14 protein-coding genes are annotated in these 16868 nt (G+C 66.0%); all 14 read left to right on the top strand.

The annotated features are described in order from the left end of the window. Positions 1-84 precede the first annotated feature (84 nt). A complete protein-coding gene (locus C6570_RS00275; RefSeq protein ID WP_106700993.1) occupies positions 85-1164 on the top strand; it encodes a CobW family GTP-binding protein in 1080 nt (359 codons plus the stop codon). Positions 1165-1463: 299 nt separating this feature from the next. Further along, positions 1464-2114 carry an RNA polymerase-binding protein DksA gene (dksA, locus tag C6570_RS00270; protein WP_245896241.1) on the top strand — a complete coding sequence of 217 codons (651 nt, stop codon included), beginning with the start codon at positions 1464-1466 and terminating at the stop codon, positions 2112-2114. Positions 2115-2160: 46 nt separating this feature from the next. Then, the gene (locus C6570_RS00265; RefSeq protein ID WP_106700989.1) at positions 2161-4005 is read left to right on the top strand and encodes an STAS domain-containing protein; all 1845 of its coding nucleotides are present in this window, start codon (positions 2161-2163) and stop codon (positions 4003-4005) included. 94 nt (positions 4006-4099) lie between these two features. Beyond that, entirely contained in the window at positions 4100-4645 is a 546-nt protein-coding gene (gene hslV / locus C6570_RS00260; RefSeq protein ID WP_106700987.1) for an ATP-dependent protease subunit HslV, read from the top strand. Between the two features lie 88 nt (positions 4646-4733). Beyond that, on the top strand, positions 4734-6068 hold the full coding sequence (gene hslU, locus C6570_RS00255; RefSeq protein WP_106700984.1) for an ATP-dependent protease ATPase subunit HslU: 1335 nt from the start codon (positions 4734-4736) through the stop codon (positions 6066-6068). Positions 6069-6530: 462 nt separating this feature from the next. Then, positions 6531-6959, top strand: a complete 429-nt coding sequence (mraZ, locus tag C6570_RS00250; RefSeq protein WP_106700982.1) for a division/cell wall cluster transcriptional repressor MraZ — start codon at positions 6531-6533, stop codon at positions 6957-6959. Positions 6960-6974: 15 nt separating this feature from the next. Beyond that, positions 6975-7916 (top strand): 16S rRNA (cytosine(1402)-N(4))-methyltransferase RsmH, encoded by a 942-nt coding sequence (gene rsmH, locus C6570_RS00245; RefSeq protein WP_106700980.1) that lies wholly within the window; start codon positions 6975-6977, stop codon positions 7914-7916. Further along, positions 7913-8227 (top strand): cell division protein FtsL, encoded by a 315-nt coding sequence (gene ftsL, locus C6570_RS00240; RefSeq protein ID WP_106700978.1) that lies wholly within the window; start codon positions 7913-7915, stop codon positions 8225-8227. The genes rsmH and ftsL overlap by 4 nt, the downstream gene beginning before the upstream one ends. After that, positions 8224-9960 carry a peptidoglycan D,D-transpeptidase FtsI family protein gene (locus C6570_RS00235; protein WP_106700976.1) on the top strand — a complete coding sequence of 579 codons (1737 nt, stop codon included), beginning with the start codon at positions 8224-8226 and terminating at the stop codon, positions 9958-9960. Before ftsL ends, C6570_RS00235 begins: the two co-directional genes overlap by 4 nt. 1 nt (position 9961) lies before the next feature. Next, a complete protein-coding gene (locus tag C6570_RS00230; protein ID WP_106700974.1) occupies positions 9962-11470 on the top strand; it encodes a UDP-N-acetylmuramoyl-L-alanyl-D-glutamate--2,6-diaminopimelate ligase in 1509 nt (502 codons plus the stop codon). Next, positions 11467-12879, top strand: a complete 1413-nt coding sequence (locus tag C6570_RS00225; protein ID WP_106700972.1) for a UDP-N-acetylmuramoyl-tripeptide--D-alanyl-D-alanine ligase — start codon at positions 11467-11469, stop codon at positions 12877-12879. The genes C6570_RS00230 and C6570_RS00225 overlap by 4 nt, the downstream gene beginning before the upstream one ends. Further along, positions 12869-14047, top strand: coding sequence for a phospho-N-acetylmuramoyl-pentapeptide-transferase (gene mraY, locus C6570_RS00220; protein ID WP_106700970.1), 1179 nt, complete (start codon positions 12869-12871; stop codon positions 14045-14047). The genes C6570_RS00225 and mraY overlap by 11 nt, the downstream gene beginning before the upstream one ends. 13 nt (positions 14048-14060) lie before the next feature. After that, the gene (gene murD, locus C6570_RS00215) at positions 14061-15581 is read left to right on the top strand and encodes a UDP-N-acetylmuramoyl-L-alanine--D-glutamate ligase (RefSeq protein ID WP_106700968.1); all 1521 of its coding nucleotides are present in this window, start codon (positions 14061-14063) and stop codon (positions 15579-15581) included. Then, complete coding sequence (ftsW, locus tag C6570_RS00210; protein ID WP_106700966.1) at positions 15578-16846, top strand: putative lipid II flippase FtsW; 1269 nt, start codon at positions 15578-15580, stop codon at positions 16844-16846. The genes murD and ftsW overlap by 4 nt, the downstream gene beginning before the upstream one ends. Positions 16847-16868 lie beyond the last annotated feature (22 nt).

Genomic DNA, 16868 nt, shown 5'->3' with positions numbered 1-16868 from the left:
CCGCCCGCTCAATGGCTACACTGTGCGTTTTGCTGGTTGCCCGCACGCCGATTGGGCGCGTTGCGGGCCTAAGGTTTTCCTTCCATGTCCCTCATCCCCGTCACCATCCTCACCGGCTTCCTCGGATCCGGCAAAACCACCTTGCTCAAGCGCGTGCTGACCGAGGCGCACGGGCAGAAGATTGCCGTGATCGAGAACGAATTCGGCGAAGAGAACATCGACAACGACATTCTCGTCAGCGACCAGCAAGAGCAGATCATCCAGATGAGCAACGGCTGCATCTGCTGCACCATCCGCGAAGATTTGCGCGCCACGCTGGCCGACCTGGCCGCCAAGAAACGCAAGGGTGAGCTGGATTTTGAGCGCGTGGTGATCGAAACCACCGGCGTGGCCGACCCTGGCCCGGTGGCGCAAACCTTCTTCATGGACGACGAGATCGCCGAGGCCTATCTGCTGGACGCCGTCGTCACCCTGGTGGACGCCAAGCACGCGCCCGAGCAGCTGAACGACCGCGTGGAGGCGCAGCGCCAGGTGGGCTTTGCCGACCAGATCTTCATCAGCAAGGCCGATCTGGTGGACGCCGAGGCGCTGCACGCGCTGCAGCACCGCCTCAAACACATGAACCCGCGCGCGCCGCAGCGCGTGGTGCACTTTGGCGAGGTGCCGATCAAGGACGTGTTCGACCTGCGCGGCTTCAACCTGAGCGCCAAGCTGGACATCGACCCGGACTTCCTCAAGGAAGAGGACGAGCACGACCACGATCATGGTCACGACCACCACGACCATGATCACGAGCACCATGGCGAGCACTGCGGCCACCCGTCGCACCAGCACGACCACGCGCACGGCCACCATCACCACCACGATGACGACGTCAAAAGCTTCGTCTTTCGCAGCGACCGCGCGCTGGACCCGGCCAAGCTGGAAGACTTCCTGGGCGCCATCGTCAACATCTACGGGCCGCGCATGCTGCGCTACAAGGGCGTGCTTTGGATGCAGGGCACCGAGCGCAAGGTCATCTTTCAGGGCGTGCATCAGCTGATGGGCAGCGACCTGGGTCCTGCGTGGGCCGAGGGCGAGCCCAGGGTGTCGAAAATGGTCTTCATCGGCATCGACCTGCCCAAGGACATCTTGGTGCAGGGTCTGCAGCAGTGCCTGGTGTAGCCGCGCCGCTCAGGCGGTCGAACACACCCGTGGGTGCATGCGAAGATCCCGATATGTGCCGAAAATGCGCGGATACTGGTTGTTGTTAAGCACGGCGGTCACCCCGCTTTTGCGGACGTGGCTACAATCGCCGCCTTTGAGCAGGGCATCGGTCTGCGACGAATGCCTTGGCCACGTTGCCCAAGAAAGCCAAAAACAGGGCTTGGTGCGAATGAAAAGGGTACTGCTTCATTCGTTGGATACCGACCAGCTTGTAGCCGTCGCGCCGTCGCGCCGCGTTTGCATAGGAGACAGTTGACGTGAAATCCGCGGCTCCTAAAGGCCCTGCCACCAAGGCCACGCCCGCCAAACCCAAGGCTGCGCCCCGCGCTGCCAAGGCTGTGGCGCCCCCCGCTGTCCCCCGATCCTCTGCCGCCGCGGTCGCGCCGGCGCCGTTGAAGGTTTTACCCGTCCCTATGTCCTCTGTTGCTACGCCGCCTGTGGCCATTCCGGTCAAGAAAGACCCGAAGTTGGCCAACAACTGGAAAACCAAGAGCGTCCAGGAACTGACCGATGCCGAAGTCGTCGCCATGCCCGACAGCGAGTACATGAACGACAAGCAGTTGGCGTTCTTCCGCATGAAGCTGGTGCAGCTCAAGGACGACATCCTGACCAACGCCGGGCAGACCGCTGAAAACCTGCGCGACGACACCGTGGTGGTGCCGGACCCCGCCGACCGCGCCACCATCGAGGAAGAGCACGCACTCGAGTTGCGTACCCGCGACCGCGAGCGCAAGTTGCTCAAGAAGATCGAGCAGTCCATTGCGCGCATCGACGCGGGCGACTACGGCTATTGCGACGAGACAGGCGAGCCCATTGGCGTGCCCCGCCTGCTGGCGCGGCCCACCGCCACGCTGTCGCTGGAAGCGCAGCAGCGCCGCGAGCTGAAGCAAAAGATGTTCGGAGACTGATCCGGGACATTAACCACGGCGCGCCACAGCGCGCCCAGCTGAACGCATGAGCAAGGATTCCGAAACACGCCGCGGCCGCTTGCTGTCCAAGGTGGTCAAGTTCGTGACCAGCCCGACCACGCACTGGTCGGATCTCGATCGGCCTGAAACTTCCTCGGGCGATGCGGAATCGCGCGTGGCGCTCAAGGAAATGATTGTCCGCAAGCGCCGGAACGACTTCGTGCGCAATCGCGAATTCGACATGCTGCGCAAGCTGCGCCGACGCGGCCAGGGCGATGGCACGCGCGACGTGCCGCCCGGCGTGCCGTCGTTCTACCCCAGCAGCCAACCCGCGAATACCGGCGAACGCGCGCGCACGCTCAAGAAGATCGACGAGATCGAAGCGCAGATGTCCACCGCCTGGTTCAAGAACAAGGCGGGGCAGGCGCAGGCCGGCGGCGCAGCCGACGCAGCAGGGAATGCCGACGCGCAGCGCGTACAGCCATTGCCGACACGGCCAGCCCATTTGACTGCCTCGGGCGACGGCACCGCACCAACCTTGCACGCACCCTACGGCGAGCCAGCGGCCAACCCGCAGATGCGGGCCTTCGCGCCCACCGTCACCCTGAGCGAAGAGATGGAGCTGCGGCCCCAGGTCAGCGCGCCCGCACCCATGCTGGATCTGAGCCCGGCAATCACGCCGGTGGCACGAGCCACGCCAGCGGACGCGGACACCGGTGCGAATACGCGCTCTGGCGTGGTGCTCTTTGGCGGCCACACCGATTTCAACGTCGAAGTGATGGTCGAGGCCAAGCAGGATCCGGTCATCGAAGAGGTGGCCATCCGTTTTGCCAATGGCGACGTGGTGGGCGCCGAGGCCGGCTTGCTGGAGCTGCTGCGTGACGGCGGCAGCCGCCAACACGACATCGACACCTGGCTGACCTTGTTCGACCTGTACCGCGCCAGCCACCAGCAGGACAAGTTCGACGACGCCGGCATCGATTTCGCCGACCAGTTTGGCCGCTCAGCGCCGCAGTGGGCGCTGGTGACCGAAAGCGCGCCGACGCCGCTGGCCTCTGCGCTGGGTGCTTCCACCGCGCCTGCGCCGATCGTGTCTGGCCTGTTCCATTGGACGGGGCCGTCCAGCATTGGCATCCAGTCCATCGCCGCCTTGAACGCCAGCCTGGCACGCAATGCGCCGCCCTGGCGCATCGACTGGCGCCACGTCAAGGGCATCGAGCCGGCTGCGCTGCCCGCGCTGACCGAGGTGCTCAAGCGCCTGGGCGACACGCCCGGTGGCGTCAAGTTCCTGGGCGAGGACCGTCTGTTGGAGTTGCTGGCAGAGCGCTCTCCCACCGACGACCGCAGTGCCGACCCGCAATGGTGGGATGCCCGCCTGGCGCTGTTGCGCGTGATGGACGAGATGGACGAATTCGAGCTGGTGGCGCTGAACTACTGCGTCACCTACGAGGTTTCGCCTCCGGCCTGGGAGTCGCCGGCCGGCAACTTCCAGCGGATGACGGAAGAGGGCCAGACGGTGCCCCCGACCGATTTCGGGCAACCGCCGACGCCAGCAGATTCTCAACTGGGGGCGCCGCCGCGTGTGTCGGGCGCACCTCACGTGGACGATGCCGGCGTGCTTCGCGGGGACTTGCGCGGCGAACTGATCGGCACTGCTGATGCCGCGCTTTTGCCTTATGCGGATCACCGCGGTGCATCGCGCTATGAGCTCAACTGCCGCAAGCTATTGCGCGTGGACTTTGGCGCGGCGGGCGACTTGCTGAACTGGTCCATGCAGCAAAAGGCCGAAGGCCGCCCGGTGACGTTCAAGCAGGTCAATCGGCTGGTGGCGGCTTTCTTTGGCGTGATCGGCATTCAAGACACGGCCCGCGTGCTGCTGCGCAGCGACTGAGGGCTGGTGTCGGCCCAGGCGGCGCCTGGGCCAGTTGATCGTCTTGCCGCGGCCCGCCTCTTGCGCGGCGCTCACTCGCCCCCATTTGCACCGCATGGAACCCTTTCACGGCACAACAATCATCAGCGTGCGGCGCCAAACGCCCGAGGGCTGGCAGGTGGCGATCGGCGGCGATGGCCAGGTGACGCTGGGCAATATCGTCATCAAGGGCTCGGCCCGCAAGGTGCGCAAACTCTTTCACGGCAAGGTGCTGGCGGGGTTCGCCGGTGCCACGGCCGATGCGTTCACGCTGTTTGAACGCTTCGAGGCCAAGCTGGAGAAGCACCAAGGCCACTTGAGCCGCGCCGCCATCGAGCTCACCAAAGACTGGCGCACCGACCGCGTGCTGCGCCGCCTGGAAGCCATGCTGGCGGTGGCCGACCGCGACACCTCGCTCATCATCACCGGCAATGGCGACGTGCTGGAGCCTGAGCACGGCCTGGTGGCCATCGGTTCGGGCGGCGCGTACGCCCAGTCGGCCGCCAAGGCGCTGCTCGACCACACCGAGCTGCCGGCCGATCAGATCGTCAAGAAGTCGCTGGAAATCGCCGGCGAGCTGTGCATCTACACCAACATGAGCCACACGATCGAGACGCTCTGATGCGCTCGGTGGACGCTGTTTGCTCCGATTAACATAGCTGCTGGCGCCCTGTAGGCGGGCGCTGGAGCCTGATTTGGCTTATAAAACCATGTCTTTCATGACGCCGCAGGAAATCGTCTCCGAGCTTGACCGCCACATCGTGGGCCAAAACGACGCCAAGCGCGCCGTGGCCATCGCCCTGCGCAACCGCTGGCGCCGCCAGCAGGTCGACGAAAAGCTGCGGCCCGAGATCACGCCCAAGAACATCCTGATGATCGGCCCCACCGGCGTGGGCAAGACCGAGATTGCCCGCCGCCTGGCCAAGCTGGCCAACGCGCCCTTCATCAAGGTGGAGGCGACCAAGTTCACCGAGGTGGGCTACGTGGGCAAGGATGTGGATTCGATCATCCGCGACCTGGCCGAGATGGCGGTCAAGCAGCAGCGCGAGCAGGCCATGAAGCAGCACCGCACGCGTGCCGAAGATTTGGCCGAAGACCGCGTGCTGGACGTGCTGCTGCCACCCGCGCGCAACGCCGACGGTAGCAACGCGGCCAGCGGCGACAGTGCCGCGCGCCAGGGCTTTCGCAAGAAGCTGCGCGAGGGCGAGCTGAACGACAAAGAGATCGAGCTGGAGCTGGCTCAGCCCGCGCCCACCATGGAAATCATGAGCCCGCCCGGCATGGAAGACATGGCTGAACAACTCAAGGGCATGCTGGGCAACATGGGGGCAGGGCGCCGGAAGATGCGCCGCGTGAAGATCGCCGAGGCCATGAAGCTGCTGACCGACGAAGAGGCGGGCAAGCTGGTCAACGAAGACGAGATTCGCGTGCAGGCGCTGCACAACCTGGAGCAGAACGGCATCGTCTTCATCGACGAGATCGACAAGGTGGCCTCGCGCAGCCTGGAAGGCGGCAGCACCGCCGAGGTGTCGCGCCAGGGTGTGCAGCGCGACCTTTTGCCTCTGGTCGAGGGCACTTCGGTGACCACCAAGTACGGCATCGTGCGCACCGATCACATCCTGTTCATCGCCTCCGGCGCGTTTCATCTGTCGCGGCCCAGCGATTTGATTCCTGAGCTGCAAGGGCGCCTCCCCATCCGCGTGGAGCTTTCATCGCTGTCCGTGCAGGATTTCGAAGCGATCCTGACGCAGACCGATGCCTCGCTGGTGCGCCAATACCAGGCGCTGATGGCCACCGAGGGTGTCACCCTGGACTTTGCCGCCGACGGCATCGCCCGGCTGGCCGAGATCGCCTTCGCGGTCAACGAATCGACCGAGAACATCGGCGCCCGGCGGCTGTCCACGATCATGGAGCGGCTGCTGGAGGAGCTGAGCTTCGGCGCCACCCGCCACGAAGGCGAGACCGTGCGCATCGACGCCGCCTATGTGAACGAGCGGCTGTCGGCGTTGAGCCAGGACGAAGATCTGTCCCGCTACATCCTTTGATGGCAAAAACGGGCGCGCGAGGATGTGCCCGCTACCGCTTGAGCGGGCTGGCTGCCGCAGCCCGGAAGGCACGCGCATAAGGCACGCGGCCTAGTTCGGCTTTGCATGAGCGATCCACGTCAGGCGAAGGACACGGGCTTGGCGCACACCGACGCGCGCCCAGCGGGCGTCAGTGCGGCCAGCACTTTTCCCGGCCCGAGCAGCGTCGCCGGAAATATTGCGCAATTCCCTCAAGTCGGTTAGTGCAAGCGTCACTTTGACTTTGCTCGCTAAGTCCCTAATTTAAAACGAATTTTGTTTTGAAGGCTGGTCGAAAACCCAGCTAAGGTCTTGATTTCATTGAAATAATTTGTGCACCCGACTTGTCCGTTGACGTTTTCCTGCTACAGTGCAAAAAAGTGCAATTAAGTGGGGGAAAGTGCCTTTCCCATATCGTCAAGGCACTCACGGCAGGGAAATCGGGTGTTTCAAGGGGCGTCATCGCTGAGTCTGGATGCAAAGGGGCGGCTGTCAGTGCCGACCCGGCATCGTGACGTCCTTTTGGCCACCGCTTCCGGCCAGCTCACCCTCACTCGCCACCCCCATGGCTGCCTGATGATGTTTCCCCGGCCCGAGTGGGAGAAGTTTCGCCAACGGATCGCCCAACTGCCCATGTCGGCGCAGGGCTGGAAGCGCATCTTTCTGGGCAATGCCATGGATGTCGAAATGGACGGCACCGGCCGTGTGCTGGTCTCGCCCGAGCTGCGCGCCGCCGCCGCCCTGACGCGCGAAACCATGCTGCTGGGCATGGGCGATCACTTCGAGCTGTGGGACAAGGCGCGCTACGAAGCCCAGGAAGCCGAGGCACTTCAAGGCGAAATGCCCGAAGTGTTCAAGGACTTCGCTTTCTAAAGGCAGGCTGAAGGGGTGAACACATGGACGCACACCACCGTCTTGCTCAGCGAAGCGATCGACGCGCTGGTCACCAACCCGGACGGCAGCTACGTGGACGCCACGTTTGGCCGTGGCGGCCATTCGCGCGCGCTGCTCGCGCGGATGGGTGCGTCAGGGCGCCTGCTGGCCTTCGACAAGGATCCCGAGGCGCTGGCCGAGGCGGCGCGCATCCAGGATGGGCGCTTCAGTATCCGGCACGAGGGCTTTGCGGCGCTGGGCGATCTGCCGGGCGGCAGCGTGACCGGGGTGCTGATGGATCTGGGCATCAGTTCGCCGCAGATCGACAACCCCGAGCGGGGTTTTTCTTTTCGTGCCGACGGCCCGCTGGACATGCGCATGGACCCCACGCGCGGCACCAGTGCAGCCGAATGGCTGGCGGTCGCAGAGCAGCGACAGATCGCAGAGGTGATTCGTGACTACGGCGAAGAACGGTTTGCTGTCCCCATTGCAAAGGCGATTGTCGCGCGCCGACAAGAACGGGGCCCTCTTGCAACCACCGCTGAACTGGCCGAACTCGTGGCTGGCGCGGTCAAAACCCGCGAGCCGGGCCAGAACCCTGCAACGCGCACATTTCAGGCTGTTCGGATTTTCGTCAACGGTGAGCTTGAAGAGCTCGAGCAGGCGCTGAAAGGCAGTCTGGATGTGCTTCAACCCGGAGGTCGGCTCGTGGTGATCAGCTTCCATTCGCTGGAAGACCGCATCGTCAAGCAGTTCATCGCTCGCCATTCGCGCGCGGTGGTGGATCGCCGCGCCCCCTTCGCCGAGCCGGCGCCCACCTTGCTGCGCGCGCTGGATCGCGTGCGCCCCTCCGAGGCCGAAGTGGCAGCCAATCCGCGCGCGCGCAGCGCCATCATGCGCGTGGCCGAGCGCACCGACGCGCCGCTGCCCGCCGCGCGGGGCCGGGGGCACGCATGACTCGCCTGTCCATCGTTCTGCTGGCTGCGTTGATGGTTTCGGCCATGTACCTGGTGCGCGTGCAATACGACTCGCGTCGGCTCTTCACCGAACTGGACCGTGCCGCCGCCGAAGCCCATCGCCTGGAGACCGAGCGCGGTCGCCTTGAGGTGGAAAAGCGCGCCGCCGCCACATCGCTGCGGGTCGAGACGCTGGCCAAGGACAAGCTGGCCATGCGCACTGTCACTCCGGCTGTTACCGAGTACGTGACCTCGGCCAACGCGCTGCCGGCCATGGCATCTGCCCCGCAGGCTGAGAGGCGGTCGCCGTGAAGGACATCCGTTACACCTCCAGCCCGCTGCTAGCGTCGAAGACGCCGGTCTGGCGCAGTAAGTTCATCGTCGCCGCACTGGCCTTGGCCTTCATCGTGCTGATTGGCCGCGCTGCCTACGTGCAGGTGTTTGGCAACGCGTTCTTTCAACGCCAGGGCGAGGTGCGCTTTGCCCGCACGCTGGACATGCCCGCCAGCCGTGGTCGCATCTTCGACCGCAATGGCCTGCTGCTGGCCTCCAGCGTGGTGGCGCCTAGCATCTGGGCCATTCCCGAAGATGTGGAGCGCGATCCGGCCAAGCTGCAGCAGCTGGCCAAGCTGCTGGGCATGCCGCTGGCCGATCTGAATAAAAGGCTGGCTGATGAGGACAAGAGCTTCGTCTGGCTCAAGCGCCAGGTGGACGAGCCCGTGGCCAAGCAGATCGCCGAGCTGAAGATCCCGGGCATTCACCAGCGCCGCGAATACAAGCGCAAGTACCCCGAGGGCGAGGCGGCCGCGCACGTGGTCGGTTTTGCCAACGTGGAGAACAAGGGTCAGGAAGGCGCCGAGCTTTCCTTCGACTCGCAGCTGGCGGGCAAGGCCGGCTCTCGCCGCGTCATCAAGGACCGCCTGGGCCGCGCCGTCGAGGCGGTGGGCGACGATGTGCCGCCCGTCGATGGCAAGGACATCCAGCTGTCGATCGATTCCAAGGTGCAATTTTTCGCCTACCAAAAGCTGCGCGACGCCGTGACCGCGCAGAAGGCCAAGTCGGGCAGCGTGGTGGTGCTGGACGCGCAGACGGGCGAAGTGCTGGCGCTGGCCAACTACCCCAGCTATTCGCCCGACGACCGCCGGAACCTCACGGGCGCGCAGCTGCGCAACATTGCCATCACCGACACGTTCGAGCCAGGCTCGACCATGAAGCCGATCACGGCGGCCATCGCGCTGGAGCTGGGCCGGGTCACGCCGCAAACGGTGATCAACACCGCGCCCGGCAGCTACAAGCTGGACCGGTTCACCATTCGCGATACGCACAACTACGGCAGCCTGACCGTGGAGGGCGTGATCCAGAAATCGAGCAACGTGGGCGCACTGAAGATCGCCCAAAAGCTGCGCCCGCAGGAGATGTGGGAAACCTATTCCGCGCTGGGCTACGGCCGCAAGCCGGATCTGGCCTTCCCTGGCGCGGCCACGGGCCGCGTGCGCAACTGGAAGACCTGGAAGCCGGTCGAGCAGGCGACGATGGCCTATGGGTACGGTTTGTCGGCATCGTTGTTTCAGATGGCGCACTCGTACACCGCGTTCTCGCACGACGGCGAAGTGATCCCCGCCACGCTGCTCAAGCTGGATAGCGGCGCGCGTGTGCAGGGCGTGCGGGTCTTCTCCGAGAAAAACGCCCGCGCCATCCGCAAGATGCTGGCGATGGCGGCCGGCCCGGGCGGCACCGGTCAGCGCGCGCAGACCGTGGGTTACTCGGTCGGCGGCAAGTCGGGTACCGCGCACAAGCAGGTGGGCAAGGGCTATGCGGCGAACAAGTACCGCTCGTGGTTCACCGGCATGGCGCCCATCGAATCGCCGCGCGTGGTCGTCGGCGTGATGCTGGACGAGCCCAGCAATGGTGTGTACTTCGGCGGCGCCGTGGCGGCGCCCGTGTTCAGCGAAGTGGTGCAGCAAACCCTGCGCATCATGGGCGTGCAGCCGGACGTGGCCGTCAAGCCAGCCATCGTGGCCGAGCAGGTCGAGGAATCGTTCTGACATGGCCCTGCCTGTCCTGCATTCCCCACAACAGGCCGCCAGCTGGCTGCGCGCGCGCGTGGGCGGGCAACTGCAAGCCGACAGCCGGCAGGTGCGTGCCGGCGACGGCTTCATCGCCTGGCCGGGCGCTGCAACGGACGGGCGACAGTACGTGGGCAATGCGCTCGCGCAAGGCGCCACGGCGTGCCTGGTCGAGCTGGAAGGCGCCGAAGACTTCCGCTGGGACGATGGCGCGCCCGTGGCTGCGTACGCCAATCTGAAGGCCGCCACCAGCCTGGTGGCCGACGCGTACTACGAACACCCCTCGCGCGCGCTGAACGTGGTGGCCATCACCGGCACCAACGGCAAGACGACCACGGCCTGGTGGTTATCGTTGATGCTATCAAAAATGAAGCTGCCAGCGCTGTCCCCGTGTGCGCTGGTGGGCACTTTGGGCATTGGTGTTGCTCCGGATGTGCAAAGCACCGGCATGACCACGCCCGACCCGGTGCTGCTGCAGCGCCGGTTCCGCGATTTTGTGGATGCGGGTGTGCGCAGCTGCGCCATCGAGGCATCGTCCATCGGCATTGCCGAACACCGGCTGGATGGCACGCGCATTCGCGTGGCCGTGTTCACCAACTTCACGCAAGACCACCTCGACTACCACGGCAGCATGCAGGCCTATTGGCAAGCCAAGGCCGCGCTGTTCGGTTGGCCCGGTTTGCAGGCGGCGGTGATCAACCTGGACGACCCGCGCGGTGCCGAGCTGGCCGCGCTCGCCGCCGACCGTGGCGTCGACGTGTGGACCTACTCCTTGCAGCAACCCGCACGCCTGGCCGGTAGCGGCCTGACGCACAGCGCGCAAGGCATGGGCTGGCAAGTGCACGAGGCGGGCGAAACCGCCGCGCTGCGCACCTCTTTGGTTGGCGACTACAACGCGTCCAACCTGATGGGCGTCCTGGCCGCCCTGCGGGCGTTGGGCGTGCCGCTGGCCGACGCGGTGGTGGCATGCAGCGATCTGCCGCCGGTGCCGGGGCGCATGCAACGCATCGATGCCGCGGGCGCCCCGTTGGCGGTGGTGGACTACGCCCACACGCCGGACGCACTGGCCAAGGCACTGGCCGCGCTGCGCCCCCTGGCGGATGCGCGCGGCGGGCGGCTGTGGTGTGTCTTTGGCTGCGGCGGCAACCGCGACGCGGCCAAGCGCCCCTTGATGGCGGCCGCCGCGCAGGCTGCGGCCGACCGGTTGATTGTGACCAGCGACAACCCGCGCGACGAATCGTCCCAGGCCATCATCGACCAGGTGCTGGCTGGCCTGACCGGGCGCCCGGCGGCGCTGGTTGAACCCGACCGCGCCCGCGCCATTGAACGTGCCATTCACGAAGCCGCCACCGAAGACGTGGTGCTGGTGGCAGGCAAGGGGCATGAGACTTACCAGGAAATCGCGGGCCAGCGCCTGCCGTTTTCCGACGTCGATCAGGTGCAGCAGGCCCTGGCGGCGCGCCAAACAGCGCCGGAGGTGCGCGCATGAGCGGGATGAATCTGGCCCTGACGCAAATTGCCGCGTGGCTGCCCCAGGCCAAGCTGGTGGGCGACGGCGCGCAGTGCGTGCAGCGCGTGCACACCGACACACGCAGCCTGCAGGCGGGCGATCTTTTCGTGGCGCTGAAGGGCGAGCGCTTTAACGCCGCCGACTTCATTGGCGCCGCCGCGCAGCAGGGCGCCAGCGCCGTGTTGTGCGACGCCAGCGCTGCCGAGCAGCTGGCCGCCAGCGGCCTGCCTGGCCTGCTGGTGCCCGACGCGCGTCTGGCGCTGGGCGATCTGGCGCGGCAATGGCGTCGGCGCTTTCAAGGCCCGCTGATCGCCGTGACCGGCAGCAACGGCAAGACCACGGTCACGCAGATGATCGCGTCCATCCTGCGCGCCTGGCGCGGCGACGACGCCCTGGCCACGCAAGGCAACTTCAACAACGACATTGGCCTGCCGCTGACGCTGCTGCGCCTGCGCGATCACCATCAGGTGGCGGTGGTCGAGCTGGGCATGAACCACCCCGGCGAGATCGCCTACCTGGCTGGCGTCGCCGAACCCACGGTGGCGCTGGTCAACAACGCGCAGCGTGAGCACCAGGAATTCATGGCCACGGTGGACGCCGTTGCGCGTGAAAACGGCTCTGTGTTCAGCGCCTTGCCCGCCGGCGGCAGCGCCATCTACCCCGCTGAAGATACGTACGAAAACCTGTGGCAGCGCATGTCCGACGGGCGCCAGCAGCTATCGTTTGGTGAGCATTCGGGTGCCGTCACCTTGCGCGCCAGCGAATGGCAAGGCGACCACTGGCAAGCGCAGATCGACGCGCCCGCGGGCACGGTGGCGTGCACGCTGCACGTGGCCGGGCGTCACAACCTGCGCAACGCACTGGCGGCGGTCGCGTGCTGCACCGCGGCGGGCGTGCCGCCCGACGCCATGGCACGTGGGCTGAGCGAATTCCAACCGGTGCAGGGGCGTTCGCGCACGGCGACGCTGCGCCACAGGGGCCGCGCGATCACCTTGATCGACGATACGTACAACGCCAACCCGGATTCGGTGCGCGCCATGATCGACGTGCTGGCCGAGTTGCCCGCGCCGCGCCTGCTGGTGCTGGGCGACATGGGCGAAGTGGGTGACCAGGGCACGGAATTCCACGCCGAAGTGGGCGCCTATGCGCGCGAACGCGGCATCGATCGTCTGTTTGCCCACGGGCCGATGGCCATCCACACCGCCATGGCTTTTGGCGGCGGCCTGCATTTTGAAACCATGGACGCATTGACCGAAGCCGTGCGCAAGGTGATGGCGCAGTCCGCGACCATCGGGGTGAAAGGCTCGCGCTTCATGCGCATGGAGCGCGTGGTGGCTGCGTTGTCGGCCGCTGCCGGCGCAGCGACGGAGGGCGCACATGCTGCTTAACCTGGCCGCTTGGTTGCAGGGCTTGTCGCCTGAGCTGGGGTTCTTTCGCGTCTTCCAGTACATCACCTTCCGCGCGGTGATGGCCGCGATGACAGCGCTGATCATCGGCGTGGCCGCAGGCCCCTGGGTGATCCGCAAGCTGACCGAGCTGAAGATCGGCCAGCCCGTGCGCGGCTACGCCATGGAAACGCACCTGTCGAAAAGTGGCACGCCCACCATGGGCGGTGTGCTGATCCTGCTGTCCATCGCCATTTCCACGTTGCTGTGGTTCGACTGGTCCAACCGCTTCGTCTGGATCGTGCTGGTGGTGACCTTCGGCTTTGGCGCCATCGGTTGGGTAGACGACTGGCGCAAGGTGGTCAACAAAGACCCGGAGGGCATGCGCTCGCGCGAAAAGTATTTCTGGCAATCGCTCATCGGTTTGGCGGCGGCCTTCTACCTGGTCTTCAGCATCTCCGAAGGCTCCAACGCCAAGGTGTGGGAGCTGTTCGTCAACTGGGTTTCGTCCGGCTTCACGCTCGACCTGCCGCCTGCCACGGGCCTGACCGTGCCGTTCTTCAAGGAGGTCAGCTACCCGCTGGGCGTGGCTGGCTTCGTCATCCTGAGCTACCTCGTGATCGTGGGTGCCAGCAACGCCGTGAACCTGACTGACGGGCTGGACGGCCTGGCCATCATGCCGGTGATCATGGTCGGCTCGGCGCTGGGTGTGTTTGCCTACGTCACGGGCAGTATCAGCTTCTCGCGCTACCTGCTGTTCACGCACATCCCGGGCACGGCCGAGTTGCTGATCTTCTGCGCCGCCATGGCCGGCGCGGGCTTGGCTTTCTTGTGGTTCAACGCGCATCCGGCGCAGGTGTTCATGGGCGACGTGGGCGCGCTGGCGCTGGGCGGCGCGCTGGGCACCATCGCCGTCATCACGCGCCAGGAAATCGTGCTGGCCATCATGGGCGGCATCTTCGTGGTCGAGGCGCTGTCGGTCATGCTGCAGGTGAGCTGGTTCAAGTACACCAAGCGCCGCTATGGCGAAGGGCGCCGCCTGCTCAAGATGGCGCCGCTGCACCACCATTTCGAGAAAAGCGGCTGGGCCGAGACCCAGGTCGTGGTGCGTTTCTGGATCATCACCATGCTGCTGTGCCTGGTGGGGCTGTCTTCCCTGAAGTTGAGGTAAGCCGGTGCTGAAAATGAACGACCGTCATGTGCTGGTGCTGGGCCTGGGCCACTCGGGCCTGGCCATCGCACGCTGGTGCGCCCGCCATGGCGCCACGGTGACCGTGGCTGACACACGCGAAGCGCCGCCGCAACTGGCCGCGCTGCACGAAAGCGTGCCGCAGGCCAGGTTTGTGGCGGGCCCGCTGTCGGCGGCACTGGTGGATGACGCCAGCCTGCGCGCGGTGTACCGCAGCCCGGGCCTGTCGCCCGCGGCCACCGCCGCCGTGGTGGACGAAGCGCGGCGGCGCGGCTTGCCGGTTCAGGGTGAACTGGGCTTGTTCGCCCAGGCGCTCAAAGGCCTGCGCGATGAGCGCGAATACGCTCCCGTCGTACTGGCCATCACGGGCACCAATGGCAAGACCACGGTGACTTCGCTGGCCGGCCAGTTGGTCGAGCGCGCAGGCAAAACGGTGGTGGTGGCTGGCAACATCGGGCCCAGCCTGCTCGATACGCTGCAACAAGCTCTGGATGACGACGCGCTGCCCGAAGTGTGGGTGCTGGAGCTGTCCAGCTTTCAGCTCGAAGGCGTCGAGGGCTTTGAACCCACCGCCGCGACGGTGTTGAACGTCACGCAAGACCATCTTGACTGGCACGGCGACATGGCCGCCTACGCCGAGGCGAAGGCGCGCATCTTCGGCGTTGGCGCCACGATGGTGCTCAACCGCGACGATCCCGCCGTGATGGCCATGCGGCCTCAGCCACCGGCGGCCACCAAAGGTGCCAAGGGGCCGAAGCCGGCGCCACGCACGGTGCTGACCTTCGGTGCCGACATGCCGCCTACGCCGGGCGACTTTGGCCTGGAGGTCGTGTCCGGCATGGCGTGGCTGGTTCGCGCACTCGAAGCGGACGAAACCCAGCGCCGCCGCAAGAACGCTGAAGAAGAGCTGCATTTCCAGCGCCTGATGCCTGCCGATGCGCTGCGCATTCAGGGGAGGCACAACGCCGTCAATGCGTTGGCGGCCCTGGCGCTGGCGTCTTGCGCGGGTTGCCCGCTGGCGCCGATGCTGTACGGCCTGCGCGAGTACCGGGGCGAGCCGCACCGCGTGGAATCCATCGGCCTGCTGGGCGACGTGGAGTACTTCGACGACAGCAAGGGCACCAACGTGGGTGCCACGGTTGCGGCGCTGCAGGGCCTGGGCGCCGAGCGTAAGTTGGTCGTCATCCTGGGCGGCGACGGCAAGGGGCAAGACTTCTCGCCGCTGGCCGCGCCGGTGGCACGTTTTGCGCGCGCCGTGGTCCTGATCGGGCGCGACGCGCCTGCTGTGCGTGCGGCTCTGGCCGACAGCGGCATCCCACTCATCGATGCGGCGGATATGACGGCCGCCGCAACCGAAGCACAAGCGCACGCCCAGCCGGGCGATGCGGTGCTGTTGTCTCCCGCGTGCGCCAGCCTGGACATGTATCGCCACTACGGCGAGCGCGCAGACGCCTTCCGCCATGCCGTGCACGATCTGGCCCTGGCAGCGGGTGTCACGCTGGAGGTGTTGACATGAACGCTGCTGCCGAAACCATGCCCACCCAGGGCCGCGGCAAGAAGCGCCGGGCCGCCCGCGCGCGGACCGATGAACTGCCGGTGCGCATCGGCGGCATGGAATACGCACGCACCGCCAGCACGCCTTCGCGGCTGCTGGGGTTTGATCAGTCGCTGATCTGGGTGTGCGTGGCGCTGCTGGCCTGGGGCTTCATCATGGTCTATTCGGCCAGCATCGCGCTGCCGGACAACCCGCGCTTTGCGCGCTATGCGCCCGGCCACTTCGCGGTGCGCCACGCGGTGTGGATCTGCCTGTCCTTCGTGGCGGCGCTGCTGGCTTTCCAGATCCGGATGGACTGGTGGGAAAAGTCGGCGCCCTGGCTGTTCGTGGTGTCGCTGGCGCTGCTGATCGCGGTGCTCATCCCGCACGTGGGCAGCGTGGTCAACGGCGCGCGCCGCTGGATTTCGTTCGGCCCGATGAGCTTCCAGCCCTCCGAGCTGGCCAAGATCGCGGTGCTGATGTACGCGGCCGACTACATGGTGCGAAAGATGGACGTGAAAGAGCGCTTCTTTCGCGCCGTGCTGCCCATGGGCGTGGCGGTGGCCGTGGTCGGCTTGCTGCTGCTGGCGCAGCCCGACATGGGTGCCTTCATGGTGATCGCCGTGATTGCCATGGGCATCCTGTTCCTGGGCGGCGTGAACGCGCGGATGTTCTTCCTGATCGCGGCCGTGCTGGTGGTGGCTTTTGGCACCATCATCTGGGCATCGCCGTGGCGGCGTGAACGTATCTTTGCCTACCTGGACCCCTGGAGCGAAGAGCACGCGCTGGGCAAGGGCTACCAGCTGTCGCACGCGCTGATCGCCATTGGGCGCGGCGAAGTGTTCGGCGTGGGCCTGGGCGGCAGCATTGAAAAGCTGCACTGGCTGCCCGAGGCGCACACCGACTTCCTGCTGGCGGTGATCGGCGAGGAATTCGGGCTGATCGGCCTAGTCTGCGTGATCTTCCTCTTCCTGTGGCTGACGCGCCGCATCATGTACATCGGCCGGCAGGCCATCGCGCTGGATCGCGTGTTCTCAGGCCTTGTGGCCCAAGGCATTGGCCTGTGGCTGGGCTTCCAGGCGTTCATCAACATTGGTGTGAACCTGGGCGCGCTGCCCACCAAGGGCTTGACGCTGCCCTTCATGAGCTATGGCGGCTCGGCCATCATGGCCAACATGGTGGCGATTGCCATCGTGCTGCGCATTGATATGGAAAACCGCCAGCTGATGCGCGGGGGACGAGCGTGAACACGAACGTGCGCCCACCGCA

The sequence above is a fragment of the Ottowia oryzae genome, from assembly GCF_003008535.1.
GTDB lineage: Bacteria > Pseudomonadota > Gammaproteobacteria > Burkholderiales > Burkholderiaceae_C > Ottowia > Ottowia oryzae.
The sequence above is the reverse complement of the archived record's forward strand: the minus strand, read 5'-3'. Positions and strand labels throughout refer to the sequence as shown.

Excerpts from the sequence above, each read along its gene's own strand:
- C6570_RS00275 (WP_106700993.1), top strand. The coding sequence starts at position 85 with ATGTCCCTCATCCCCGTCACCATCCTCACCGGCTTCCTCGGATCCGGC.
- C6570_RS00265 (WP_106700989.1), top strand. The coding sequence starts at position 2,161 with ATGAGCAAGGATTCCGAAACACGCCGCGGCCGCTTGCTGTCCAAGGTG.
- hslV (WP_106700987.1), top strand. The coding sequence starts at position 4,100 with ATGGAACCCTTTCACGGCACAACAATCATCAGCGTGCGGCGCCAAACG.
- hslU (WP_106700984.1), top strand. The coding sequence starts at position 4,734 with ATGTCTTTCATGACGCCGCAGGAAATCGTCTCCGAGCTTGACCGCCAC.
- ftsL (WP_106700978.1), top strand. The coding sequence starts at position 7,913 with ATGACTCGCCTGTCCATCGTTCTGCTGGCTGCGTTGATGGTTTCGGCC.
- C6570_RS00230 (WP_106700974.1), top strand. The coding sequence starts at position 9,962 with ATGGCCCTGCCTGTCCTGCATTCCCCACAACAGGCCGCCAGCTGGCTG.
- C6570_RS00225 (WP_106700972.1), top strand. The coding sequence starts at position 11,467 with ATGAGCGGGATGAATCTGGCCCTGACGCAAATTGCCGCGTGGCTGCCC.
- mraY (WP_106700970.1), top strand. The coding sequence starts at position 12,869 with ATGCTGCTTAACCTGGCCGCTTGGTTGCAGGGCTTGTCGCCTGAGCTG.
- murD (WP_106700968.1), top strand. The coding sequence starts at position 14,061 with ATGAACGACCGTCATGTGCTGGTGCTGGGCCTGGGCCACTCGGGCCTG.
- ftsW (WP_106700966.1), top strand. The coding sequence starts at position 15,578 with ATGAACGCTGCTGCCGAAACCATGCCCACCCAGGGCCGCGGCAAGAAG.